General features: G+C 70.9%; 28 protein-coding genes and 1 pseudogene. 9 read left to right on the plus strand and 20 right to left on the minus strand.

All coding sequences use genetic code 11. The annotated features are described in order from the left end of the window. Positions 1-41: 41 nt before the first annotated feature. A complete protein-coding gene (locus ACSU6Z_RS15445) occupies positions 42-896 on the minus strand; it encodes a diacylglycerol kinase family protein (RefSeq protein WP_437046159.1) in 855 nt (284 codons plus the stop codon). A 186-nt stretch (positions 897-1,082) separates the two neighbouring features. Here ACSU6Z_RS15445 and ACSU6Z_RS15450 point away from each other — a divergent pair, with 186 nt between their 5' ends. The 5 genes from ACSU6Z_RS15450 to ACSU6Z_RS15470 all read left to right on the plus strand — a co-directional run bounded on the left by ACSU6Z_RS15450 (position 1,083) and on the right by ACSU6Z_RS15470 (position 4,477). Further along, positions 1,083-2,366, plus strand: coding sequence for an adenylosuccinate synthase (locus ACSU6Z_RS15450; protein ID WP_437017714.1), 1,284 nt, complete (start codon positions 1,083-1,085; stop codon positions 2,364-2,366). Between the two features lie 186 nt (positions 2,367-2,552). After that, positions 2,553-3,407 (plus strand): helix-turn-helix domain-containing protein, encoded by an 855-nt coding sequence (locus ACSU6Z_RS15455; RefSeq protein WP_437046161.1) that lies wholly within the window; start codon positions 2,553-2,555, stop codon positions 3,405-3,407. 18 nt (positions 3,408-3,425) lie between these two features. After that, positions 3,426-3,608, plus strand: coding sequence for a DUF397 domain-containing protein (locus ACSU6Z_RS15460; protein WP_437046162.1), 183 nt, complete (start codon positions 3,426-3,428; stop codon positions 3,606-3,608). Positions 3,609-3,800: 192 nt separating this feature from the next. Beyond that, on the plus strand, positions 3,801-4,205 hold the full coding sequence (locus ACSU6Z_RS15465) for a hypothetical protein (RefSeq protein WP_437046163.1): 405 nt from the start codon (positions 3,801-3,803) through the stop codon (positions 4,203-4,205). After that, positions 4,205-4,477 (plus strand): hypothetical protein, encoded by a 273-nt coding sequence (locus ACSU6Z_RS15470; RefSeq protein ID WP_437046165.1) that lies wholly within the window; start codon positions 4,205-4,207, stop codon positions 4,475-4,477. The genes ACSU6Z_RS15465 and ACSU6Z_RS15470 overlap by 1 nt, the downstream gene beginning before the upstream one ends. A 158-nt stretch (positions 4,478-4,635) precedes the next feature. Here ACSU6Z_RS15470 and ACSU6Z_RS15475 read toward each other — a convergent pair whose 3' ends face one another. From ACSU6Z_RS15475 to ACSU6Z_RS15530, 12 genes and pseudogenes are all read right to left on the minus strand, one after another. After that, positions 4,636-5,163 carry a DUF6584 family protein gene (locus tag ACSU6Z_RS15475; RefSeq protein ID WP_437046166.1) on the minus strand — a complete coding sequence of 176 codons (528 nt, stop codon included), beginning with the start codon at positions 5,161-5,163 and terminating at the stop codon, positions 4,636-4,638. 110 nt (positions 5,164-5,273) lie between these two features. Next, positions 5,274-5,639 carry a transposase gene (locus tag ACSU6Z_RS15480; RefSeq protein WP_437046168.1) on the minus strand — a complete coding sequence of 122 codons (366 nt, stop codon included), beginning with the start codon at positions 5,637-5,639 and terminating at the stop codon, positions 5,274-5,276. Beyond that, positions 5,543-5,776: a transposase gene (locus tag ACSU6Z_RS15485; RefSeq protein ID WP_437046170.1), complete on the minus strand. Its 234-nt coding sequence runs from the start codon at positions 5,774-5,776 to the stop codon at positions 5,543-5,545. The genes ACSU6Z_RS15480 and ACSU6Z_RS15485 overlap by 97 nt, the downstream gene beginning before the upstream one ends. A 66-nt stretch (positions 5,777-5,842) precedes the next feature. Continuing rightward, positions 5,843-6,079, minus strand: coding sequence for a hypothetical protein (locus ACSU6Z_RS15490; protein ID WP_437046172.1), 237 nt, complete (start codon positions 6,077-6,079; stop codon positions 5,843-5,845). Positions 6,080-6,806: 727 nt separating this feature from the next. Next, positions 6,807-7,118, minus strand: coding sequence for a hypothetical protein (locus tag ACSU6Z_RS15495; protein ID WP_437046173.1), 312 nt, complete (start codon positions 7,116-7,118; stop codon positions 6,807-6,809). Between the two features lie 517 nt (positions 7,119-7,635). Next, on the minus strand, positions 7,636-7,917 hold the full coding sequence (locus ACSU6Z_RS15500) for a hypothetical protein (protein ID WP_437046175.1): 282 nt from the start codon (positions 7,915-7,917) through the stop codon (positions 7,636-7,638). 446 nt (positions 7,918-8,363) lie between these two features. Further along, positions 8,364-8,789: pseudogene (locus ACSU6Z_RS15505) on the minus strand (RHS repeat-associated core domain-containing protein); the annotation flags it as partial. Positions 8,790-8,939: 150 nt separating this feature from the next. After that, complete coding sequence (locus ACSU6Z_RS15510) at positions 8,940-9,356, minus strand: contact-dependent growth inhibition system immunity protein (RefSeq protein ID WP_437046177.1); 417 nt, start codon at positions 9,354-9,356, stop codon at positions 8,940-8,942. A 706-nt stretch (positions 9,357-10,062) separates the two neighbouring features. Further along, a complete protein-coding gene (locus tag ACSU6Z_RS15515; protein ID WP_437046179.1) occupies positions 10,063-10,239 on the minus strand; it encodes a SapB/AmfS family lanthipeptide in 177 nt (58 codons plus the stop codon). Between the two features lie 142 nt (positions 10,240-10,381). Beyond that, complete coding sequence (locus ACSU6Z_RS15520) at positions 10,382-11,032, minus strand: hypothetical protein (RefSeq protein ID WP_437046181.1); 651 nt, start codon at positions 11,030-11,032, stop codon at positions 10,382-10,384. Positions 11,033-11,186: 154 nt separating this feature from the next. Beyond that, positions 11,187-11,888: a GntR family transcriptional regulator gene (locus ACSU6Z_RS15525; protein WP_437046183.1), complete on the minus strand. Its 702-nt coding sequence runs from the start codon at positions 11,886-11,888 to the stop codon at positions 11,187-11,189. 209 nt (positions 11,889-12,097) lie between these two features. Then, positions 12,098-13,462, minus strand: coding sequence for an aspartate aminotransferase family protein (locus tag ACSU6Z_RS15530; protein WP_437046185.1), 1,365 nt, complete (start codon positions 13,460-13,462; stop codon positions 12,098-12,100). A gap of 203 nt (positions 13,463-13,665) precedes the next feature. Between ACSU6Z_RS15530 and ACSU6Z_RS15535 the strand changes: the two genes are divergently transcribed. Beyond that, positions 13,666-15,600, plus strand: a complete 1,935-nt coding sequence (locus tag ACSU6Z_RS15535) for a serine/threonine-protein kinase (protein ID WP_437046186.1) — start codon at positions 13,666-13,668, stop codon at positions 15,598-15,600. Between the two features lie 55 nt (positions 15,601-15,655). On the opposite strand, the gene ACSU6Z_RS15540 is transcribed toward ACSU6Z_RS15535, so the two are convergent. Then, entirely contained in the window at positions 15,656-16,447 is a 792-nt protein-coding gene (locus ACSU6Z_RS15540) for an SLATT domain-containing protein (RefSeq protein ID WP_437046188.1), read from the minus strand. A gap of 308 nt (positions 16,448-16,755) precedes the next feature. Here ACSU6Z_RS15540 and ACSU6Z_RS15545 point away from each other — a divergent pair, with 308 nt between their 5' ends. The 3 genes from ACSU6Z_RS15545 (at position 16,756) to ACSU6Z_RS15555 (ending at position 18,465) form a co-directional block, all read left to right on the plus strand. Then, complete coding sequence (locus ACSU6Z_RS15545; protein ID WP_437046190.1) at positions 16,756-17,100, plus strand: YbaB/EbfC family nucleoid-associated protein; 345 nt, start codon at positions 16,756-16,758, stop codon at positions 17,098-17,100. Positions 17,101-17,213: 113 nt separating this feature from the next. Then, positions 17,214-17,813 (plus strand): recombination mediator RecR, encoded by a 600-nt coding sequence (gene recR / locus ACSU6Z_RS15550; RefSeq protein ID WP_358780243.1) that lies wholly within the window; start codon positions 17,214-17,216, stop codon positions 17,811-17,813. Then, a complete protein-coding gene (locus tag ACSU6Z_RS15555) occupies positions 17,806-18,465 on the plus strand; it encodes a DUF5063 domain-containing protein (RefSeq protein ID WP_437046192.1) in 660 nt (219 codons plus the stop codon). Before recR ends, ACSU6Z_RS15555 begins: the two co-directional genes overlap by 8 nt. 42 nt (positions 18,466-18,507) lie before the next feature. Here the strand turns inward: ACSU6Z_RS15555 and ACSU6Z_RS15560 are convergent, their stop codons facing one another. The 6 genes from ACSU6Z_RS15560 to ACSU6Z_RS15585 all read right to left on the minus strand — a co-directional run bounded on the left by ACSU6Z_RS15560 (position 18,508) and on the right by ACSU6Z_RS15585 (position 23,462). Further along, positions 18,508-18,744: a hypothetical protein gene (locus tag ACSU6Z_RS15560; protein ID WP_437046194.1), complete on the minus strand. Its 237-nt coding sequence runs from the start codon at positions 18,742-18,744 to the stop codon at positions 18,508-18,510. A 31-nt stretch (positions 18,745-18,775) separates the two neighbouring features. Next, positions 18,776-19,777 carry a TerC family protein gene (locus ACSU6Z_RS15565; protein WP_437046196.1) on the minus strand — a complete coding sequence of 334 codons (1,002 nt, stop codon included), beginning with the start codon at positions 19,775-19,777 and terminating at the stop codon, positions 18,776-18,778. A 255-nt stretch (positions 19,778-20,032) separates the two neighbouring features. After that, positions 20,033-20,815, minus strand: coding sequence for an alpha/beta fold hydrolase (locus tag ACSU6Z_RS15570; RefSeq protein WP_437046197.1), 783 nt, complete (start codon positions 20,813-20,815; stop codon positions 20,033-20,035). A gap of 140 nt (positions 20,816-20,955) precedes the next feature. Beyond that, the gene (locus tag ACSU6Z_RS15575; RefSeq protein ID WP_437046199.1) at positions 20,956-22,122 is read right to left on the minus strand and encodes an ABC transporter substrate-binding protein; all 1,167 of its coding nucleotides are present in this window, start codon (positions 22,120-22,122) and stop codon (positions 20,956-20,958) included. Between the two features lie 174 nt (positions 22,123-22,296). Next, positions 22,297-22,668 carry a hypothetical protein gene (locus ACSU6Z_RS15580; protein WP_437046200.1) on the minus strand — a complete coding sequence of 124 codons (372 nt, stop codon included), beginning with the start codon at positions 22,666-22,668 and terminating at the stop codon, positions 22,297-22,299. Positions 22,669-23,120: 452 nt separating this feature from the next. After that, a complete protein-coding gene (locus ACSU6Z_RS15585; protein WP_437046202.1) occupies positions 23,121-23,462 on the minus strand; it encodes a VOC family protein in 342 nt (113 codons plus the stop codon). Between the last annotated feature and the right edge of the window lie 377 nt (positions 23,463-23,839).

Here is a 23,839-nt window from a genome sequence, read left to right on the forward strand (position 1 = left end):
GGCCCCGGCGCGCGCCCCGTACGGCGTACGGCACACGGCGCTCAGTCCGGCAGCAGCAGCCCCCACGCCCCCTCCCGCGCCACCCACGTCCGGGTCCGCACCGGCCCCGACACCACCGCGTCCGCCCGGTAGCGGAAGTGCGCCCCCGACACGGTCACCGTCCGGCCCGCCGCCGTCAGCGGCGACGCCTCCGCACCCACGGACACCGGCCGCACCACCACCTCGGCCAGCCCGGCCTCCCCCGCCGTCAGCGACACTCCGGCCACCGGCTGGTCCAGGTCGACCAGCGTCTTGCCGTCGACCTCCACCCGCAGCCGGGACGGCCCCGGACCGGCGAGGGGGACGGGCCGGGCGGGCCGCGCGGCCGTCAGCGTCCGCACCAGCGACCGGCACGTCCGCACCCAGGGCCGCACCGGCACCCTCGAGGCGTCCCCCGCCTCCGGCCCGTCCAGCGGCGGGATGCCCACCGCCCCCAGCACCACCCCGTCGCTGTCGTCGACGAGCAGGTCCAGCCGCCGCTCGGTCCCGTACAGCGCCGCCCGCGCCGCGGCCACCGCCCCCGTCGGCACGCCCAGCGAGCGGACGAGCCCGAGGTCCGCCCCCACCGGCACCACCGCCAGGGCGCACGCCGCCAGCTCCCGCTGCCGGTGCAGCACCGCCACCGCCCGCAGCAGCGTCCGGTCGTCGCCGACGACCACCGGCCGCCGCGAGCCCCGCCGCCGCAGCGCCCGCGCGAACTCCTCCGGACCCTCCGGCAGGCACAGCTTCATCCGCGCCGCACCCGCGCCGAGCACGTCCTTCGCGATCCGGACGGACTCGCCGTCCGTCTCCCGGGCGACCGGGTCGATGACCACCAGCAGCTGATCGGGCGTCGTGGAAGTCGCCACCTCGGCCATGCCTCGCTTCCTCGGGTAGCATCTTTGTGCAAGAGCCCCTTGCGCTATTGCGCCAGGGGCTTCGTCTATTCCGGGGCATCCGGGTCCGACGGTCAGCGGCCAACGACGGTCGCGGTGCACGCGGCAGGAACCCTCCGCGTACGCCCTTGACCCAGGACATGCCCCACCCGGAAGGGGTGTACGCGCGTGCCCGCACTTGTGCTGCTCGGTGCTCAGTGGGGTGACGAAGGCAAGGGAAAGGCCACCGACCTGCTCGGTGGCTCGGTGGACTATGTCGTTCGCTACCAGGGCGGCAACAACGCCGGCCACACGGTAGTGGTGGGTGATCAGAAGTACGCCCTCCACCTGCTCCCTTCCGGAATCCTGTCCCCCGGCTGCACGCCGGTCATCGGCAACGGCGTCGTCGTCGACCCGTCGGTCCTGCTCTCCGAGCTGAGCGGGCTCAACGAGCGAGGCGTCGACACGTCCAAGCTCCTGATCAGCGGTAACGCTCACATCATCACGCCGTACAACGTCACCATCGACAAGGTGACGGAGCGCTTCCTCGGCAAGCGGAAGATCGGCACCACCGGCCGCGGCATCGGCCCGACCTACGCGGACAAGATCAACCGCGTCGGCATCCGGGTGCAGGACCTGTACGACGAGTCGATCCTCACCCAGAAGGTCGAGGCGGCCCTCGACGTCAAGAACCAGCTCCTGACCAAGCTGTACAACCGGCGCGCGATCGCCGTGGGCCAGGTGGTCGAGGAGCTGCTGGGCTACGCCGAGCAGATCAAGCCGTACGTCGCCGACACCGTCCTGGTCATCAACCAGGCGCTGGACGAGGACAAGGTCGTCCTGTTCGAGGGCGGGCAGGGCACCCTGCTCGACATCGACCACGGCACGTACCCGTTCGTCACCTCGTCCAACCCGACCGCGGGCGGTGCCTGCACCGGCGCGGGCGTGGGCCCGACCCGGATCAGCCGCGTCATCGGCATCCTCAAGGCGTACACGACCCGCGTCGGCGCCGGCCCGTTCCCGACGGAGCTGTTCGACGAGGACGGCGAGGCGCTGCGCCGCATCGGCGGCGAGCGGGGCGTGACCACCGGCCGCGACCGCCGCTGCGGCTGGTTCGACGCCGTGATCGCCCGCTACGCCACCCGCGTGAACGGCCTGACCGACTTCTTCCTCACCAAGCTGGACGTCCTCACCGGCTGGGAGGAGATCCCGGTCTGCGTGGCGTACGAGATCGACGGCAAGCGCGTCGAGGAGCTGCCCTACTCGCAGACCGACTTCCACCACGCGAAGCCGGTCTACGAGACCCTCCCGGGCTGGTCGGAGGACATCTCCAAGGCGAAGTCCTTCTCCGACCTGCCGAAGAACGCCCAGAACTACGTCAAGGCGCTGGAGGAGATGTCCGGCGCCCCGATCTCCGCGATCGGCGTGGGCCCGGGCCGGGACGAGACGATCCAGATCAACTCGTTCCTATAGGCCGCTTCCGGGGTTCCTCCCGGGAGCGCGGAACATGAGGGACGGCCGGAGCACCGAGGTGCTCCGGCCGTCCCTTTCCCCGCGGGCCACATGACCCGGGGCGACCGCGTGTTATGAAGCAGGGGATCGTCCCCCGTCCGCCCGGTACGGAAAAAGCCGGGCGGCTCGGCGCCAAGGAGAACCCCCGTGCCCGTCCGAAAGCCGCCCACCGCCAGGCAGCGCCGACTCGGAGCCGAGCTCCGGCGCATGCGTGAGCAGGTCGGGCTCTCCCTCGCGGAAGCCGCCGCGCTGCACCGCGTGGACAAGACGGCGATCAGCAACACCGAGTCCGCCCGTTTCGGCGTGAGCGCGGACCGGGTCCGGGTGTGGGCGGCCAACTACGCGTGCCCCGACCAGGCTTACGTCGACGCGCTCGCGAGCATGGCCCGGGAGCGGTCCGGCTCCCACTGGTGGGACGAGTTCAAGGGTTCCATCGCCTCCTACATGCTGGACCTGGCCGAGCTGGAGCACCACGCCGTGGCACTTCGCCACGTACAGATCACGCACCTGCCGGGCCTCCTGCAGCACGCGGACTACGCCCGTGCGGTCTTCCGGGAAGCCGTGCCGCCGCTGTCTTCCGAGGCCCTGGACCTCCAGGTCGACTTCCGCATGCGCCGCCAGTGCCTTCTCGACCGGGCCGATCCGCCCGCCTGTTCCTTCCTCCTGCACGAAGCCGCCCTCCGGATGCTGTTCGGCGACCGGGCCGTGGTGCGCCGGCAGTTGGAACACCTGCTGGAGCGTTCGGAGCGGGAAGCGGTGACCCTCCGCGTGGTGCCGTTCTCGGCCGGGGGCTTTCCGAGCGCGGGCAGTTCGACCCTGTACGCCAGCGGTCCGGTCCGGCAGCTCGACACCGTTCAGATCGACGTGCCCAACGGGGTCACGTTCCTGGACTCGGAGACACACCTCACCAACTACCGCGCTGTACTTGACCGCATGGAGCAGCGGTCCCTGGAACCGGGGCCGTCCCGCGACTTCATTCACAAGGTGCTGCGAGAACTGTGAGGGCGTGACCGGATGGACATGCGTTGGCGTAAGTCGTCGTACTCGGAGCAGTCGGGCAACTGCCTGGAGATAGCCGTGGTCGACGACCAGGTGCTCGTCAGGGAGAGCGACGACCCCGGCGTGGTCGTCAGGACCACGCGCGCCAAGCTCGCCGCGTTCCTCGCCGGGGCGAAGGCGGGGGAGTTCGACGACCTGCTCTGACGGTCACGGTTTCCCCTGACGGTCACGAGGCGCGGAGAGCGCGGGCGGATTTCGCATCAACGTTGATGAGGCAGCAGTGTTGGCGCTAGCCTGATCTCAGGCGGTAGTCGTTTCATCACCGTCTGAAGCGAAGTGCCCCGGCGGTGTCTCCAGCACCCCGGGGCATGGCCAACGCTGCGAAGGAGCGTCAGCATGCTCAAGCCTATCCGGCATGCCCTCGAACAGGCTTTTGCCCTGGTCCTGGCCCTGCTGTTTCCCGCCACCGGACGGCGCCGGCTCCACCACCGGCATCGACGTCCCGGCCACCCGGCACCCGCCCCCCTCTCCCCGCGCACCCTCTCCGGCCTGCGCCTGTTCATCCGCCGCAGCGCCCCGCCCGGCCTGCTCGCCGCCCTCCCCCCACGGAGGTGGAAGGACACGCCGGCCGCTCTCGACGACACCGGCCCCCTCGTACGCCCCTACCTGCTCGCTCACGAGCGGCGGCAGCGGCAACTGGAACGCCGCGCCGCCCTCGTCCTCGCGGTCGAGGGGATCGACGTGGGGCCCTGGGTGATCCACGGCCACCACATCGGCACTCCCGCGGAGGTGGCGGCCTGATGGGCGCGACGCCGAACACGCCGGTCCAGGTGAGCCGCGTACCGAGCAAGCCCGTACGCCGGGAGGTCGACGGCACCCTCGCCATCGACCTCTGGCTGCGCCGTGACGGGGTCTTCGACGCGGACGTGGCCCTGCGCCTGACCCCCGCCGAAGCAGAGCTGCTGCACGCCCAGTTGTGCTACGCGCTCGACGACGAGACCGCGGCCCTCATCGCACCGGAGGCGAAGCGACCGGAATGCCGCAAGGGCGGTACCGCCACCCGCGGGCACTGAGCGGCACGCGCCCACCCGGCGCGAGCCGAGCGGACACCGGAAGCCCGTGCGCCCCGCACCCCGGCGCACGGACTTCCGGGCGTGCCCGCTCCTGGTGAGCCTTGTCCAAGCCGCCCTCACCCCGCACCTGAACTGCTCGAACCGAGGTCGCAGAAGGCTCAGTCGAAGAGGGCGACGACTCCGTTCACCCAGATCGCAAGGAACGCAAGGGCCGCCACCAGGCAGCCGGCACCCGCCAGCACACTGCCGAACGTCCACGGCTCGGAGGGCTCCTCGTACTCCTCCTCCAGGCCGTCCCGGTAGGAGTCGGGGTCGTCCCAGTCGACGGGGTGCCCCAGCTCCTCGGCGCAGGCGGTCCGCACCGCGATCAGCTGCTTCTCCGCGAAGGCGGTGGCGGCCACCGTCTCGGGACCGCGCCAGGCGAGGGCCTTCATCCGCCACCCGGGAGACTTGTACCGTGCTTCGAAGGCGGCGGTCTCGCCGGCATCACGGTCCTCTTCGAGGTACATCCAGCGTCCCGCCTCGGCGGCGTCGCCGTAGAGCCGGTACACCTCGGCCAGACGCCGGCGGATCGTCAGGTCGTGCGGGAAGGACGAGACGAGACCGCGCAGACGCTGGCGCGCGACGGGAACCCGGCCGGCGGCCAGATCCGCGTCGACTCGGGCAAGGGTCTCTGTCAGGGGCATGAACGCATGATCGAGTACCGCACCGCTCCACGTCGACCTGATTTCGCCGCTCGGCACCCGCCCGCTCCGAACGGAATCGGCTGTACCTCATGGGCGCTCACGGACAGCCCTCAGCGGCGGACGCGGTTGCAGTGAAGTCCGGTTCCCGGGGCGTAGGAACGGCCGGGGAAGCGCAGGGAGTGCAAGGCGGCGGCGCTGCGCAGTGGGTGCTTGGCACCGTCGCAATCTTGGACGCCGGCCGCTACGACGTGGACCGCCAGGAGCAAGCTGAGGGTGTCGGTGACAAGGAACCGTTTGCGGCCTTTGAACTTCTCGCCTGCATCGAGGCCCCGTATGACCGCCGGGACGGTGTCCGCGGTGCGGGCGGATCGCGAGTCGGTCAACCGGGTGGACGGTTCAGAACTGCGGCCCTCGGCCGCACAGACTCTGCGACGGAGAGTTCCATGATTCGCTCGACGGTTCCGGCATCGTGCCACCGGGTGACGTACCAATACACCGTGGGCCACGGCGCGAGGTCCTTCGGAAGTTGACTCCGAGCGCAGCCGGTCCGCACCGCATAGAAGATCTCACCCACGATCCGTCGCTGCGGATACTCACTTCCGGTACTGCCCACAACAAGCTCAACGGCTAAATCCGGACGGCGACGCGACAGATCCCAAACATGGTCCCAAATCAAAGTTCAACCGGCCGGTAGGACAGTGCCTTGTCCGCGACCTCTTCTGCGGTCAACTGAGGATTGGTACGGTAAATCAAGTTCTTGCGCGACGATGAGGGACATTCTTTTCCACCTCCTCGAGAAGACTATCAAATCTTCTTCCGGGAGTGTCGCATCGATTAGCTTCTGCACCATTTCGATTAATTCTTCGCGGATTTTCTGTTGCGCCATCTTCCCTCCGTCCGAAGCGATGGCCGCCATCAGGACTTACTTACGTTGCCCTGGTGTCAACTGTGATGACATCTAGGTCGCATACGCCGCCACCGTGTCGATCAGCGTAATCCTGCAGCCTAAAAGACATCGAAAGGCCTAATTCCCCTGTTTGTTGTATGCTCGTGGAGGTTGGGGCGGACTGGAAAACATCCTCATCCAGAAAAAGATTTTGGTCGACTCCAAATCGGCGATAAACAAGTGAAACCCGCCAGCGGTCGGCCGTATGGATATCATGTTCAATTCTTCTGATGGGAAGTTCCTCAGGAATTCGACTAATTCGAGAGTCGATTCGTGTAATTGTGGGTCCCCGGCCGCCCTCTTGAGCCGTCTGGCATATATGTTCATCAGGTTGTTTCGGGAGACTCTCCCTTCCTCGATGACACCCTCTTCGCCTGCCAGGTAGATAAGCTCTCGAGGCGCTACCCCTTCTTGCGCGGCAAGTAGGAGTAGCTCTTTTAGTTTGGCGTTGTTCACGGTCCTCCGATGGTGCTTATCTCTGCTTCGCAGACTGTGATCTTTTTCCAATCCTCCGTAGGGATGGTCAGGGACCAGAGCAGGCGGCAGCCGTAGTCGGGGCGAGCCTCCGAGGCAGTGGTCCACTGCGCGTGAGACCGGTTGCCGGCCACTTTGGAAGACGCTCGGCAGTCCGCGCCATTCGGATTGGAAGGGGCTCACTGTACTTGGCCATCAAAGCAGGTGAATCCTGCTGTTTCCGTCATTCTGAACTGTCGTGAACGGTCCAATACGGGGAATCATGGGGAGGAGCTTCGCGTGCTACCCATTTTGACCGGTCGGCGCTTGGATCCCAGTAGGCGACTTCGCCATAGTAGAGCCGGTACGCCCAGTGCTCGGGAAGTTCGTGAGTGATCAGATCGAGGCTTCTTTCAAAAGATAGATCGCGCCATTCGCGGTTAACCCTCGCCACCGCCTCGCGATAGGTGATTCCGAAAAGGTTGCTCATTTCTTCCGCAATTTCGCGCAAGTATTTTTCACTTTCCGGATTTGTTGCCATCAAGAACACTCTCATGTCGAGGCTGCCCCTTAAATTATCTTCGACGTGTCGGGTAACCTGCTGGTTCCCAGATACCGGCAAGGACAAGGGACGTGGGTGGGTTATGCCAAGCATGGCGCAGTGAACGCCATCACCTTTCAGCCGACAGCCGCGACTGACCTCCGGCTGCGCCGTGACGGAGGCTTTGGTGCGGACGTGGCCCTGTGCCTGCCCCGCCGAAGCAGAGCTGCTGCATGCCCAGTCGTGCTACGTACTCGATGACGAGACCGCGGCGCTCATCGTGCCGGAGGCGAAGCGACCGCAATGCCGCAAGGGCGGTGCCACCACCCGCGAGCACTGAGCGGTACGCGCCCACCCGGCGCGAGCCGAGCGGACACCGGTAACCCGTGCGCCCCACACCCCGGCCCGCACGGGCTTGCGGGCGTGCCTGTTTCCAGAGTTCCTGCCGACAGGGGCAGAGATGCCGATGCCATCGTTCCGGCGGAGAGCGTGTCGGTGGCTGTCGGCACCTCTTTGCGCCGGATGCTGGCCCTCAGAAGTTCCAGCTGAACGCGTCGACAGCCCCAATGTCCCCGCGGGAGAGCTTCAAAAGAAGGTCTACGACGTCATCCCACGAATCCAGAGTCGCTTCTCGCGGGGAAACTTCCGGGTCCTCCACATTTTCCCACAGCAGCCTCTTTTCTCGAAAGACGCTCAGTGTCCATCCGGATTCATGCCCGAGTGAAACATCCGTGTGCTCGCCATCCGCCTTTTCCAACTCTGTAAGAGTCTGGCGGATCTGTGCTTCGTCAGGAGAATCGATCGACTCGCCCATAAGGTTGCTCATAAAGTAAGACACAGTCATTACCTCCTGCTGTTAGGCGGTGCGCCATTAGGGACGGCTCACTCAGCGTATCCGCCCGAGTTACCGGGATGTAGAACGTCCCACCACGGACTTCCCAGGGTGTGCTGGTAAATCGGTACAAGGCGCATGACGCCGGTGCGTCCGCCCGCGTTGGATGATGGCTCATGTCGCCATGTGTGACCGGCAGGAGTCCGTCGACCTCCCGTTGCGCTCACCGCCTGCGCAATGCCGGGAGAGAACTGGTCCAAGAACCTTCCCGGCGCTGGGTCGGCTTGAATCGCAGCGTCTAGCGCCGCATTTGCTCTGTTGAAGTGCACACTTCGACTACGCCCGTAGTCAGCGACGTCAAGCTCCATTTCGAACAGGGCGGTATAGGCGCGCGGATTGATGGATCGGCCAGTCCGAGGGCATGTACCGGGTTTGAGACCGAGGGGATCAGCCCACACCAAGGGGTTGTGAACATAGGCGGCGGGGTTGGGGGCAGGGGCGAGGCCGAGGGGGTCCGGGCTCGCGTACCGGCCTGTGTCCGGGTCGTAGTGGCGGAAGTAGTTGTAGTGGAGGCCGGTTTCGGGGTCGTAGTACTGGCCGGGGAAGCGCAGGGGGGTGTAGGCGGTGGCGGTGCGGTTCCAGACCGTGGTGCCCCAGAGGGTGGTGCGGGTGTGCCAGGCGATGTCGCCGTGTTCGTCGACGAGTTCGGTGGGGGTGCCGATGAGGTCGGTGACGATGGCGTAGAAGCGGGAGTCGATCTCTTCCTGGGGCGCGTCGGCCGGCGTCTTGCGTTCGGTCTGGGTCAGGGGGCGCAGGCCCTGGTGGTCCCAGGTGAGGGTGCAATCACTCCGTACAGCTGGGGAACCTCAATGATCCGGGAAATTACTCAAAAACCTTACGCGGGACGTCGAGTATGGCTTGATACGGGATTACCAGGGGTTCTGCCGCGTCACGAACCTCGACCACCGCTGCCCGCAGGCCGCGGAACGAAGGGCGTCAGCTCCTCAAGCATTCTCAGGAAGTGATGCAAGGAACGCGTCTACCTCTTGTTTGACGTAGCGCGACATCTCGGGCAGTTTAGATACCGTCTTTTTGAGCTCATGGGCGATTTCGAGATTCTCCATCCATACCTCCGGCTTCCTGGTGACCATTGCATACAACAAATCACCGTCGAAAAATCCGCCGGCAGCCACTTTTTCCGCCTCTTCCCGAAGGAGTTCCATTCCAAGGGGGAGAAGCCACGGCAAGCCGACGTCCTGGCCGATCAAACGCGCCAGCTCATGAGGTTCCAAAGTTCCGATGGGGCGTCGGCGCCATTCGTAGACGGTCCTTACCAGTGACGTCGCGTCTGCAGGTGGGTCTCCCCAGCGTTCTCCGTCCAGCTCTTCAAGAGACTTGGTGCGATCAACGGATTGATTCATCTTCAGACCCTATCCACCCCCGTCGCCCTCCCCCGTGAAACGGCACCACGGTGTCACCCCGCCGATCATCGCCTAAGCGAATCCGACCGTAGACGATCGCGGTGACGATCGACCATGAGCAGAAGGCGAGGGTTTAGGAGATGGCGCGAAATGGTCCGTCTGATCGTCGGCGCCCTCGCGCGCGCCGACGATCTCGAGCGCAATGGGGGCGGGGCGCCGGGCTCCTGATCGTTGGTCACCGTCTGCGTGTGGTGAGCGGGGCGAACGGGGCGGGGCCCGCCGCGCGGGACGGGAGGTGTCCGATGCCCCGGTCCCCGCGATCGGCGCGGACCGCGGTCAGGTCGGGAGCGCGGCCGGGCGGCGCAGGGGGATCCCCAGCGGCTCTCCCGCGGGATCGGCCGCGCCCCGCGTGCTCACGCCGTGGCGGCGATGCCTTCGGGAACCGGCCCGGCCGTCGTCGAACCGGTCGCACTCGACGAGCGTCCCGTCGGGCATGACGTGCTCGGGACCGGTCTTCCGCGGAACCCGCGGCGCTTCGGGCGCTTGGCGAATCGATGGTGTCCCGGCGATCCCGGACCGGGTTCCGCCGGCCGCCGCGCGGCGGCCGGCGGAGGGTTTCACCGTGACGACCGCCCCGGTCGCCGGGGTGGTCGGGCGGCCCGCTCGCGAAGCCCTGCTCGAAAGCACGGGTAGGGGCCGGTGTTCCCTAGCAGAGGACGACGCTCAGGGTGCTGATGGGCCGGTCGCAGAGTGCGATGCTGAGATCGCTGGCCTGTTCCGTGCCGTGCCGGTCCCAGCTGATCTTCATTGTCTGGAGGTCCAGGAGTGCCATGACCGTTCCCGCCTTTCCGGCGTTCCCTCGTACCGCCTGACTGCCCGTCATTATGTGGATGATCACATGAATTGCTTCTGTGAGGATGCCCGCTTCCGGCGGAAGCGCGTAATCCCCCACATGGGTGAAAGCACGGGGTGGCGTGCGCCATCACTGCGCCGTCCACCGGAGTCGGTGAGCACCCCGCCGGCGCTCAGCTGAACACGATCATCGACCCCTGGGCCAGGCTCCGCGTCGCCGCCGCGTGCAGCCCCAGCCACACGTGCCGCTCGCGGGCGAAGGGGCTCGGGTCGTACGGGCCGGGTACGGCGGGTTCCTCCAGCTCCGTGGGGGCGAGCGGCGACCGCGGGGCCGCCGGGGGGTTGGCCGGGTCGATGCCGATCGCCGGGGCGACGTGCTCCAGTTCCCGCAGGAGCATGTGGGAGGAGCCCAGCGGTCCACCGCCCGCGAGGAGTTCGTCGCTGGAAAGCGGGTGCGGGAAGTCCACGGGGACGTACGCGCCCGCGTGGTCGTAGTGCCAGACGAGGTGCGACTGCTGGGCCGTCGCCTCGAACATCTCCAGCAACTGCTGGTAGTCGCCGCCGAGTTCGTCGACCGGCGTCACCGGAAGGCCGCACACCTGGAGCAGGTAGGCGCGGCGCAGGAAGTGCAGCGCGTCGTAGTCGAAGCCGGCGACCGGGGCGACCTCGCCCGACAGCCCCGGCATGTACGGGTGGACCGGGACCGGCGGCAGCCCGGTCTCGGCCAGCACCCTGTTGTATTCCGCGAGTTCCTCGGCGAAGGGGTTGTCCGGGGTGTGGCACAGGACGTCGACGAGCGGTACGAGCCACAGGTCACAGGCCAAAAGAGGACTCCTCACACGGCACGGTGGTCAGGGAAGGGTAATCGGTGCGGTACGAGGGTGGCTTCCCCTGTGCGTCCCCTCGTGCCGGTTCCCTACCCGAACGGCGCCCGGACACGACCCGCGCGGGGCCGCTCGTCCGGTGGGCGCCGGGCGCTCATCCGGCGGCGAGCCGCTCGATCAGCGCGAGGGAGTGGGCGTTGTAGGCGTCGATGATCGCGTGGGCGGCGGCGGTGTCGCAGCGCGCCAGGGCGTCCACCAGGCCGGTGTGGCCGGACCACAGCGCACCCTGCGGAGCACCCCTGCGGCGCAGGTGCTGCACCGTGCACACCCAGCTCTGCACGCGCAGCCGGTGCAGGAAGTCGGAGAGGTAGGGGTTGCCGAACAGGGCGCTCAGCTCGCGCCAGAAGCGCAGGTCGTAGCCGATGAGGACGGTCAGGTCCCCGGCGTCGGCGGCCCGCTGCGCCTCCTCGCCGCGCCGCCGGACCCCGGTCAGGGCGTCGGCGGCGCGGGCCTCGTCGGTTCCCAGCGCGCTCAGCCGGCCCGCGCCGACGGCGTGGAACATCCCGTCGACGACGAGACCGCGGGCCTCGACGATGCCGCGGAAGTCGTCCACCGAGTACTCGTGGACCCGGAAGCCGCGGTGCTGGTCGGCGTCGAGCAGCCCCTGCGCGGACAGGTCGACGAGCGCCTCGCGGACGGGGGTGGCGGAGACGCCGTACTGCTCGGCGATCTCCTTCACCGTGAACTCCCGCCCGGGCTGCAGCCGCCCCGCCAGCACCTCGTCGCGGAGCGCGTCGGCGATCTGCTGGCGCAGGGTGCTGCGGGTCACGGCGCCGGTGCCACTGGGGCCGGGCATGGTCGGGCGTCTCCTCGTCGCGTCGGGTGGCGTGCTGTACGGATGTGTCGTACACACGTGCCATATGTCTCCGAACACGTCACCTTACGCGTCCGCGTGGCCGGACGGGTGCGCGCACGAGGGGACGGAGGAGGGCACGGACGGGAGCGCGGACGAGGAGACGACCGGGGGAGCGGCCGGGCGGACGGCCCGGTGGGCGCCCGGGAGGGCTACCGCGTGTACTCGTCCGCCACCGACAGCGCCGCGTCCAGCGCCGCGAGGCCCTCCTTCAGTTCCTCCTCGCTCACGTTGCACGGCGGCACGACGTGCGTCCGGTTCATGTTCACGAACGGCCACAGGCCGCGCGCCTTGGCGGCGGCGGCGAAGGCGGCCATCGGGGCGTTGGCCTCACCGGCCGCGTTGTACGGCACCAGCGGCTCGCGGGTCTCCCGGTTCCGCACCAGTTCGAGCGCCCAGAACATGCCGACGCCGCGCACCTCGCCGACGCTCGGGTGCCGCTCCGCCAGCTCCCGCAGCCCCGGCCCGACGACCTCGGCCCCGAGCCGGGCGGCGTGCTCCACCACGCCCTCCTCGGCCATCACGCCGATCGTCGCCACGGCGGCGGCGCAGGCCAGCGGGTGCCCGGAGTACGTCAGTCCGCCGGGGTAGGGGCGCTTGGCGAACGTCTCCGCGATCCTCCCGGAGATCGCGACGCCGCCCAGCGGCACGTACCCGGAGTTCACGCCCTTGGCGAAGGTCATCAGGTCGGGCGTGACGCCGAACAGGTCCGCCGCGAACCACGTGCCGGTCCGGCCGAAGCCCGCCATCACCTCGTCGAGGACGAAGACGATGCCGTACTTGTCGCAGAGCTCGCGCACCCCGGCGAGGTAACCGGGCGGCGGCACCATGATCCCCGCCGTGCCCGGGATCGTCTCCAGGACGATCGCGGCGACGGTCTGCGGCCCCTCGAAGGCGATCGTCGTCTCCAGGTGCTCCAGCGCCCGCGCGCACTCCTGCTCCTCGGTCTCGGCGTAGAACCTCGACCGGTACAGGAAGGGCGCCCAGAAGTGCACGACACCCGCCGAGCCGCTGTCGCTTGCCCAGCGGCGCGGGTCGCCGGTGACGTTGATCGCCTGCTGGGTGCCGCCGTGGTACGAGCGGTACGCCGACAGCACCTTGGGGCGGCCCGTGTGCAGCCGGGCCATGCGCACCGCGTGCTCGACGGCGTCCGCGCCGCCGTTGGTGAAGAAGATCTTGTCCAGGTCGCCGGGCGTCCGCTCGGCGATCAGCCGCGCCGCCTCCGACCGGGCCTCGACCGCGAACGCGGGCGCGAAGGTCGTCATCCTCGCCGCCTGCTCCTGGATCGCGGCGACGACCTTGGGGTGCTGGTAGCCGATGTTGGTGAAGACGAGGCCGCTGGTGAAGTCGAGGTAGCGGTTGCCGTCGTAGTCCCAGAAGTACGACCCTTCCGCGCCGGCGACGGCGAGCGGGTCGATGAGCTCCTGGGCGGACCAGGAGTGGAACACGTGCGCGCGGTCGGCGGCCTTGACGGCCGCGCCGGCCTCGGGGCTGGGCTGCGGGAGCTGAGGGGTCATGCGCCCGAGCGTAGGTGCCCGCGACGCGGAGGCGGTATCGGCGCCCTGTCTGCGGTCGGGGGCTTTCCGCGACAGGTTGTCGACGGCCCGCCCGGGCACCTGCTCCGCCCGTTACGGAACCGTAGACGACGCCCGGGCCACCGGAGCCCGGGCCCGCACTATTCTCGATCCGTTGCTCTGGTACGGGGGGAGGCGGCGCGACGATGGAGGGACTGGGACCGGGGGATCCGCACCGCATCGGCGCCTACCGGCTGCTGGCGCGGCTCGGCGCCGGCGGGATGGGACACGTCTACCTGGCCCGCTCCGACCGGGGGCGCACGGTCGCGGTGAAGCTGGTGCGCGGGGAACTGGCCGCGCAGGAGGAGTTCCGGGCGCGGTTCCGGCAGGAGGTGCTGGCCGCCCGCCGGGTCGGCGGGCACTGGACGGCACCGGTGCTGGACGCCGACACCGAGGCGGCCGTGCCGTGGGTGGCCACCGGGTACGTCGCCGGACCCAGCCTCCAGCGGGTCGTCGGGCACGACCACGGACCGCTGCCCGAGCGGTCGGTCCGCGTCCTCGCCGCCGGGCTCGCGCACGCCCTGAAGGACATCCACGCCGCCGGGATCGTGCACCGCGACCTGAAACCGTCCAACGTCCTGGTGACGATCGACGGCCCGCGCGTCATCGACTTCGGCATCGCGCGGGCCCTGCAGACCGTCACCGGCGCGGGGCTCACCCGCACCGGCGCGCTCGTCGGCTCGCCCGGCTTCATGGCACCCGAGCAGGTGCGCGGCGACCGCATCACGCCCGCCTGCGACGTCTTCTGCCTCGGCTCGGTCCTCGCCTACGCCGCCACCGGCGAGCTGCCCTTCGGCACCAGCGACAGCGGGGTGCACGCCCTGATGTTCCGCATCGCCCAGGAGGAGCCCGACCTGCGGGGCGTCCCCGAGGGCATCGCCGGCCTCGTCCGCGCCTGCCTGAGGAAGGACCCGGCCGCCCGGCCGGGGCTCGACGAGGTCCTGGAGCGCACCGGCGCCGGGGACACCGTCGTGGACGGCCGCTCACGCGACCCGTGGCTGCCGGGCGCCCTGGTGGCCCAGCTCGGACGGCACGCGGTACGGCTGCTGGACACCGAGCACCCGGAAGGGCCGGGCGCCGCGCCGCGCAACGGGACGGCGGTCGGCACGGCACCGCCCGGCGGCGCCGTACCCGAACACGCGTCCGCCGCCGAGGACGGCGGCCCGCACCCGCCACCGGGCCCGGACCCGGCCGGCGCCCCCGGCCCGCCCCCGCCCGGACGGCCGGGCGACGGCACCCCGTTCGACCACCTCCCCACCCTGGTCGCCGGCCAGGGCGCCCCGGCCCCGCCGCCCGCCCACCCCGCGGCCCACGGCCACCCGCAGCCGCACCCCCGGTCCGCCGCGCCCGACGCCTGGGGCGCGGCCCCCGGCACGCCGGGCCCGTACCAGCAGCCCTACGCGGCGCCGGTGCCGTACGCCGGCGGGTACGGCCCGAACCCGCCCTACGGGCCCCCGCCGCCCGGCTCCACCCCGCCCTACGGCCCGCCGCGCGAGCCGCGGCCGGGCGGCCGTACCACCGTCCTGCTCGTCGTGATCGCCCTCGTCGTCGCGCTCGCCGCCGGCGGCACGGTGTACGCGCTGATGAACGGCGGCGGCGGCCTCGCGGACGGCGGCCGCACGACCGGCGCGCCCACGGCGCCGGGAACGGACACGTCCGACGCCGGCACGCCCGGCGCCCCGTCCCCGGCCGAGTCCGCGACGCCCCCGGCCACCACGGAGGCGGACGGCACCGTCCCGGCCGGTTACCTGGGCACCTGGACCACGACCATCGACAACGCGTCGGGGCGGCACACCCGGCGGCTGACCATCCGGCAGGGCGAGGTGGGCGACACGGTGCTGTCCCTCGTCGCCGACGGCCCCGCCGGGAACGGCACCTACCACTGCGTGTTCGAGGCCGAGCTGGCGTCGGAACCCGGCCCCGGCGGACCGCTGCGCGTCGGCCCGTCCACCGTGACGGTCGGGCAACCCCGATCCTCCTGCGCTCCCGGGGAGCCCTCCCGGGTCACCCTGCTGCCGGACGGCAGGCTCCAGCGCGTGAACACGGGGACCGGGGAGAGCCTGACGTACCGGCGGGAGTGAGCCGCCCGCCCCCCAGGCAATTGCGAGGGGCCCTCCGGGGCCTTCCCGGAAGCGGTCAGCGCGGCTCCGGCGGCCGCTGCCGCGGCATGTTCGGCCGTGCGGCCCCCGGCGGGATGGCGAACCGGCCGCTCGTCACCCCCTGCTCCGGCCGCGGCCCGCCGGGCACCGCCGACTGGATCCCCAGCGGCGCCGCCCCGGTCCGGAACTCCATCATCCAGTCCGCCGTCTCCGCGCGCACCAGCTCGGTCACGTCCTCCGAGAACCGCCGCAGCACCCCGAGGCACCGCTCGGCCGCCTCGCTCGCCGTCCCCTCGGCCGGCCCCAGCACCTCCCGGACGCTCTCGGAGGCCCAGTCGAACTGCAGCACCTGGAGCCGGCGCTGCACCGCCTGCGCGGTCGCCACGTCCCTCATCCACCCCGAGGTCACCCCGAAGAACCGGTCCCCGGCCACGCACGCCACCCCGAGCAGCAGCGCGAGGTACCCCCAGGGAGCGACCCCGCCCACCACGCCCGTCATGTCCAGCAGCGGCAGTGCCACCCCGGCGACCGCCCCCAGGGCGGCCCCCGCCCTCAGCGCCCGTGCCGCGCGCCGCTTCCCCACCCGGTCCGCGAGGTACCAGGCGGCCGTGTCCAGCGCCCCCCGCTCCACCCACCGGTACAGCTCGTCCAGCCGCTCGGCCGGCTGCCCCCAGTCCCCGAGCGGGAACACCCGCCCGGTCAGGTCGCCCGCTCGGAGCCCGGCCGTCCCCTCAGCGCGTCCGCCCCGCCCGGCCCCTCCGCCTCGCCCGTCCCGCCCGCCTCGCCCGTCCCGCGGCGTCCTCTCGGGCTGCATCTCCGGCTGACCCACCCGCACTCCCTACCGCTCACGACAGATCACGCTGATCACCGTGCGTGACTACCCTGTGGCGCTCCGGTGACACCTGAGGGTCCCTGGGGCTGACGCGCCGCCCCTCTTCCTACCGCCCAATGGGTGGCGGTGACTTGGGTTCCGTCGTTTTACCGCCCGGAAGGGGGCCTTCGTTGGATATGGGGCGGGTGACCGAATCACTCGAAAGAGTGCCGGGGCGAGTGCCGCGCGGACCACGTAGGCTCGTGCCGAACGGGAAAACCCGTACCCGACGAGCCCGGAAGACGAGTCCGGAAGAGGAGCTGATCGTGATCCCCGGTGGTGGCCAGCCCAACATGCAGCAGCTGCTCCAGCAGGCCCAGAAGATGCAGCAGGATCTGGCTCGGGCGCAGGAGGAACTGGCGCGGACCGAGGTCGACGGGCAGGCGGGCGGCGGCCTGGTGAAGGCCACCGTCACCGGCTCCGGTGAGCTGCGCGCCCTCGTGATCGACCCCAAGGCGGTGGACCCGGAGGACACCGAGACCCTCGCCGACCTGATCGTCGCGGCCGTCCAGGCGGCCAACGAGAACGCCCAGACCCTCCAGCAGCAGAAGCTCGGTCCCCTCGCCCAGGGCTTGGGCGGCGGCAGCGGCATCCCCGGCCTGCCGTTCTGACCGTGCCGCGGCGGCGGCCCCGGAAGGCGGCCGGCTTTCCGGGACGGCTTTCTCGGGCATCCGCGGGCATCTACCGTACGTAGTGAAGGAACCTCAGGAAGGACGGCAGTCCGTTGTACGAAGGCGTGGTCCAGGACCTCATCGACGAGCTGGGGCGGCTGCCCGGCGTCGGTCCGAAGAGCGCGCAGCGGATCGCCTTCCACATCCTCCAGGCGGAACCGGCCGACGTGCGGCGGCTCGCTCAGGCCCTCATGGAAGTGAAGGCGAAGGTCCGCTTCTGCGCGGTCTGCGGAAACGTCGCGCAGGAGGAGCGGTGCGGCATCTGCCGCGATCCGCGCCGCGACCCGGCCGTCATCTGTGTCGTCGAGGAGCCGAAGGACGTCGTGGCGATCGAGCGCACGCGTGAGTTCCGCGGCCGTTACCACGTCCTCGGCGGCGCGATCAGCCCGATCGACGGGGTCGGCCCCGACGACCTGCGTATACGGGAACTTCTCGCGCGGTTGGCCGACGGGACGGTCACGGAGCTCATCCTGGCCACGGACCCGAATCTCGAAGGCGAGGCCACGGCGACGTACCTCGCCCGCATGATCAAACCCATGGGCCTGAAGGTCACCCGCCTGGCCAGCGGCCTCCCGGTGGGTGGCGACCTGGAATACGCGGACGAGGTGACCCTCGGCCGTGCCTTCGAGGGGAGACGACTCCTAGATGTCTGACGCCACGCTCCACGCGACCCACCAGAACCCCGACGACTTCGCGGTGCAGATCGCCGACCAGATCGAGAGCTTCCTGGTCGCGGTCACGGAGGTCGCCAAGGGCGACGAACCGGACTCGGCTGTTCCCTTCCTCCTCCTGGAGGTCTCCCAGCTCCTGCTGGCCGGCGGCCGGCTGGGCGCCCACGAGGACATCCTCCCCGACGAGCGCTACGAGCCGGACCCGGGTCCGGAGCAGGACGTGGACGAACTGCGCGAGAACCTCGCGCGTCTCCTGGAACCCATCGACGTCTACTCCGAGGTCTTCGACCCCTACGAGCCCCGCAAGGCGCCCGTCCCGGCCCGCATCTCCGACGACCTCACCGACGTCATCACCGACCTGCGCCACGGCATGGCCCACTACCGCGCGGGCCGCACCACGGAAGCGCTGTGGTGGTGGCAGTTCTCCTACTTCTCCAACTGGGGCTCGACGGCCTCGGCGACCCTGCGGGCGCTGCAGTCCGTCGTCGCCCACGTCCGCCTGAACCAGCCGCTGGAGGAACTGGACGGTCTCGACACCGACCAGGACCTCGGCGACGAGGTGCTGGAGGCGGAGGCCGGCCGGGTGATGGTCGAGGAGATCGCGGGCCCGCTGGGCCTGCGGCCGGTCCGGTAGGCGCGGGCCCGGCGGCGGTCGCCCCGGCGGTGGCCGTCGGGGTCAGCGGTGGGTCCAGCCGGCCAGGTGCCTCCAGGTGGCGGCGCGCACCGAGCTGATCGGCACCTGCTCCGGCACGTACTGGTCGCAGCGCGGGTTGTGGCAGGGGCCCGCGACCCAGTAGGGGACGAAGACGCCCATGTTCTTGTGGCGTTCCACGACGGCGTCCACCGGCTCCTTGCAGGAGCGGCAGGTGTAGGGGGTCCGGGGTCGCGTCCGGGATTTCTGCACGTGGTCCATAGTCGACATTTTACGTCCCTTTTGCCCGGTTTTAGGAGTCTTTTGGTGCGGGCTTCTCGGAGGGGGAGGCCGAGGGCGGGGAACCGGCGTCCGCCGGGGCGGGCGCGGGCCGCAGCAGGCTGAGCCCGACGGAGACGGCCAGGATGACCACGATGACGGCGAGGCTGAGGGTCGAGGGCACCTCGGGAATGGCGGGGCTGATCAGCTTGTGGGATGCCTGGAGGATGAGCTTGACGCCGATGAGGGCCAGGATGAGCGCCAGTCCCTTGCTGAGGTAGTGGAAGCGGTCGAGCAGCCCGGCGAGCATGAAGTACAGGGCGCGCAGGCCGAGGATGGCGAAGGCGTTGCTGGTGTAGACGATGAAGGCGTCGCTGCTGACCGCCAGGACGGCCGGCACGCTGTCGACGGCGAAGACGAGGTCGGCGGCCTCGATCGCGGCGACCACGGCGAGCAGCGGGGTGGCCACGCGCCGCCCGGCCTCCTTGACGAAGAAGTGGGGTCCGGCGTACTCGTCCCGGACGGGGACGATCTTCCGGAGCATGCGGACGGCGATGCTCCGGCCGGGGTCGAAGCTGTCCTCCTCCTCCCTGAGGATCTTGTACGTGCTGTAGAAGAGGATGGCGGCGAAGACGAACAGGACGGCGGTGAAGCGGCTGACCACCGCCACGCCGGCGGCGAGGAAGACGCCGCGGAAGACCAGCGCGCCGAGGACGCCGAGGAACAGCACGCGGTGCTGGTAGGCGCGCGGCACCTGGAAGTAGCCGAAGATCAGCGCGAAGACGAAGAGGTTGTCGACCGACAGGCTCTTCTCCAGCAGCCACGCGGTCGTGTACTCCACCCCCGCGTCCGTGCCCACCACGAGGAAGACGGCGACGCCGAACGCGATCGCCAGCCCCACCCAGACCCCGCTCCACGCGGCGGCCTCACGGAAACCGATGACGTGCGCCTGCCGGTGCGCGAGCAGGTCGACCGCCAGCGACACCAGTACGGTGACGGCGAACACCATCCACAGCCACAGCGGCACGTCATGCACGGGCCCGGCCCTTCGTCGAGCACATCGACCGGCGGTCTTCATCCCAGGATGGGGCACACGGTGGTGGTTGTCTCCCCGTGCGCCCGCCGCGCGGACACCGGGGAGGCCTCCGGTGGTACGCCGGAGGGCCCGCGGCGCTTCCCGGAGGCCGGGCGGGGCGAGGTGGCCGGCTTCTGTCGTGACCGTGACCGGGACCGGTACCGGTCACGGGTTCCGGGCGGCCGGGTGGGCGGGGCCGGGACCGGCGCCCCCGCCTCAGCCGCTGCTCGCGGACAGCAGGAGGCGGGCGACCCGGTCCGGATCGTCGGACATGGGCGAGTGCCCGCACCCGTGCAGCCGGACATGGCGGGCTCCGGGCAGCAGACGGGCCGCCCGGCGGGCCTGACGCGGTGGTGTCAGAAGATCGCGGGTGCCCCAGGCGACGGTGACGGGGACGCCGGGGGCGAAGCCGGCGAGCCGGTAGTCGCGGGCCGCCCGGCGGGTGGCCTCGAACCCGGGTGAGCGGGCCAGGTCGCGGAGGGCGCCGTCGGCCGCCGCCGCCGTCATCCGCCAGGGGCGCGCGACGAGTTGCCAGAACGCCAGCGTGCGGCCCAGCGGGCTGTCGGCCACCCGTGCCGTGCGGTGCCCGAGGCTCTCCGCCACCGTGCGCGCGACCCGGAGCGAACCGAGGGCGTAGGCGGCCTCGACGCCGGTCCACAGGCCGATCGGGGACAGCGCGACGGCGCTGCCGACCGCGCCGGCCCGGGCGAGTTCGAGCGCGACGGCGCCGCCGAGCGAGTTGCCGACGACGGGCGGGCGCGTGAGGCCGGCCGTGGGGAACCACTCGGCGGCCTCGGCGGCCAGGGCCCGGACGGTGGGGACGGTGCCGCCCGGCAGGGGCGGACTGCCGCCGAACCCCGGCAGGTCGACGGTGACGACCTCGCGTTCACGGGCCAGCAGGCCGAGGACGGCCCCCCAGCCCTCCCGGTCCAGTTGACGCAGTACGACCAGGGGCGGCCCGGCGCCGCTGCGGCTGCTCACGAGCTGAATACCCGACATGTCTGGATCGTACGTTCATGTCCATTTGTGTCGCGAGCAGATCGGGACGGCCCGCGGCGGCGGACCGTCCACCCGCCCGGGGGCGGGCCGCCGCGTTCCCCGCCGGGAGCCTGGCTTGAGGACCGGGGACCCGCCGGGTCTCACCGCGCCGGCGCGAGGTCGCCCGTGAGGGGGACGCCGGGGTTCCCCGCGTTGGTGACGACGGCGAGGCGGGGGCCCCGCGGCCCGGGGTGCCACTGGCCGCCGGACAGGCGCAGGAGCGCGATGTTGGGGGTGGGGCCCCGCGTCCAGTCGAGGGGGCCGGCGATGGTGTCGAGGCGGGTGGCGGCGAGGGTCTCGGCGACGGACGCGCGGTCGGTGGGGTCGCTCGCGGTGGCCAGGGCGTGGTGGGCGGTCTCCACCAGGGCGTGGGCCAGGCCCAGGGGCTGCAACCAGGACTCGCCGGTGTCCCGCCGGTAGGCGTCGGCGAGGTCGGCGCAGGTGGTGCCGTCCAGGCTGGAGCGGTAGGGGTGGTCGGGGCTCCAGTAGACGAGGGTGGCCACGCGCGCGTCGGCGAGTTCGGCGTGGACGTCCGGGGCCGGGGTGGTGTGGGTGTGGGGGTAGGTGAGCCAGCGCGAGCAGGTGATCAACCGGGGCCGCAGCCCCGCCCGGCGGGCCTGGCGGTGGAAGAGTGCCAGGTCGGCGGCGGTGGCGGCGCTGGTGATCACCTCGGTTCCGTGCTCACGCATCCGGCCGACCTGCGCGTGGAAGTCGCCGGCCGGTTCCCGGTAGGGGCCGAGGTCGACCAGCGTGTGCCCGCGCGCGGCCGTCACCGGGGCGAAGCCGTACCGCTCGTGGCGCAGCAGGCTGCCCTGCAGGTCGTCGTTCCACAGGCAGCCGACGGCGCCGCGCCCGCCGGCCCCTTCCCACAGGGAGGCGAAGACGGCGGCGATGTCGTCCAGGCCCCAGGCGAAGTGGTACGTCCACCGGAAGCGGTGCGCGGGGCCGACGCCGCGCGCGTGGACGTACGCCTGCCAGGGGAACGTGGTCGACAGGCACGGGACGCCCACCTCCTCGCAGGTGTCGGCGACGGCGGGCAGCACCCGGGTCCCGGCCATGGTGAGCACGATCTGCGCCCGGTCCTCGGCGGCCAGGCCGCGCACGGCCTGCCGGGCCGCCTCCGGGTCGGAGCGGCTGTCCCGCACGACGACCGACACCTCGTGGCGGCGTCCGCCGTTGTCGACGTGCCGCAGCCGGGGCGCCAGCGCGTCCAGCACGTACGACAGCGGCCTTCCCAACGGGGACAACCGCCCCGTCAGCGGTGCCACCACACCGATACACAGTCGCGTCGACGACCTCTCCACCTGTACTGCCCGCCTTCTGCCGTTCTTCGTACCGCGTCGTATCGCGGGAGCCGGTGACCGCCGCTGTGCGGTCACCGGCTCCCGGCGCTGCCTGTCGTCCTGGTCCTCGTCGCCTTGGTCCGGTGGTCGCCCGGTGGCTCAGTGCTGCACGACGACGCAGGTGGTGCGGCTCATCACGGAGACCGTCTCGTTGCCGCAGTTGTTGCTGTGGCCGGAGGCGTTGCGGGCGAAGACCAGGTTGGACAGGATGCCGCCGCTGGGGCCCACCTGGTCCCCGCCGCCCCGGTGGCCGCGGTCCTCGGTCACACAGGTGCGCTCCTTGAGGACGGCCAGCTTGCCCGTGCCGCAGAGGTTGGCGTGACCGGAGGAGTTCCTGCCGGACACGTTGGACAGCAGACCGCCCGGCCCCCCGTCGATGTCCCCGCCCTGCGCCGAGGCCAGGCCGGCCGATGCGGCCATCAGCATCCCCGCCACCGAGGTCACCGCCGCCAAACGCCGTACGCCGTACATTCGCGCTGTTTCCTTCCGTCGATCGGACCGGCCGGACCGGCCGGTTCATCAGAAGTAACGACAGTGCGGCGGATAGACACGGTTTTCTTCTGAAAAATCCTCACCGGATCACGATGGGGCGGCGTCCGCGCGGCGACACGCGGTGCGGTGGGCTCCGGTTCGCCGCATCGGCGCAACGGCCGGGCGTTCTCCTCCGGCGCCGGAACCCCGACGCAGGCCACGCCGCTCCCGCCCCGGCCGCCGGACCGCGTGCCGCCGGCGCGCTGGACCGGACGCGGGCCGGCGCGGACGCCTCCCGCATCCGTGCCGAAAAAAGAGGGGGCGAGGCCACCGGCCCGTCGCCGGCCGGTCGCGGGAGGACGGGCGGTGGGCACCGTCTGATCCGCGGCGGCAGGAGCGCCCCGGCCGTCCAGGGCCCGGCGAGCTCCGCCACCTCGTCGGACGGGGCGCGGTCAGAGCGGGGCCCCGCCGAACCCGATCTCGTTTCCGTCCGGATCGCGGTAGACGGCTTTGCGCACGCCGTTCGGGTAGGTCTCGCGCCTGGCGGGCTCCAGACCCCGGTCGGCGATCCGGGCGACGCGGGCGTCGAAGTCGTCGACGAAGACGGTGTGCATGGCGTGGCCGCCGTGCCCGGGTCGGTGTTCGATGAACACCGACCGGTGTTCCGCGAGTTCCCAGACGGCCTCCGTCTCGCTCGCGACGTACGTCGGCCGGGTGCCCAGCAGCCGCTCGTACCAGGCCAGTGCCGCCGCGTAGTCGTTGACCGGGATGCCTGCGTAGAGGTCGAGGGCCATGCCGCCATGGTAGGTCCGGCGGCCTCGTGGCTCCCGGTGAGGACCACGCCTCGTCCCCAGCGACTCATGCGTTCGTGTCACGAGCTCTCGGCCGGGTCGAGGCGTCCTGCTCCGCGATGCCGACGCCCGTGATCGGACCGTGCCGGAACGGGGAGGAGTTCCCGGCCCCGCCCTGCCCTCCCGTCCCTTCCCGCGGCGGGGCGCGGGGAGCGGGGCGCGGGGGGCGTCTCCGCGGGTGACGAGGGCCCGCGTGCGGACCCGGACGCCGCACTCCCGCCCCGCGTGACCCGCGTGATCACGGTGTGCGCCGCCTGCGACCGGGGCGGACGCGCGGCGGAACCGGCTTTTCCGCCGGTGCGGCCGGAAGGCCCCGGACA

It is taken from the genome of Streptomyces sp. enrichment culture, assembly GCF_964273145.1.
GTDB lineage: Bacteria > Actinomycetota > Actinomycetes > Streptomycetales > Streptomycetaceae > Streptomyces.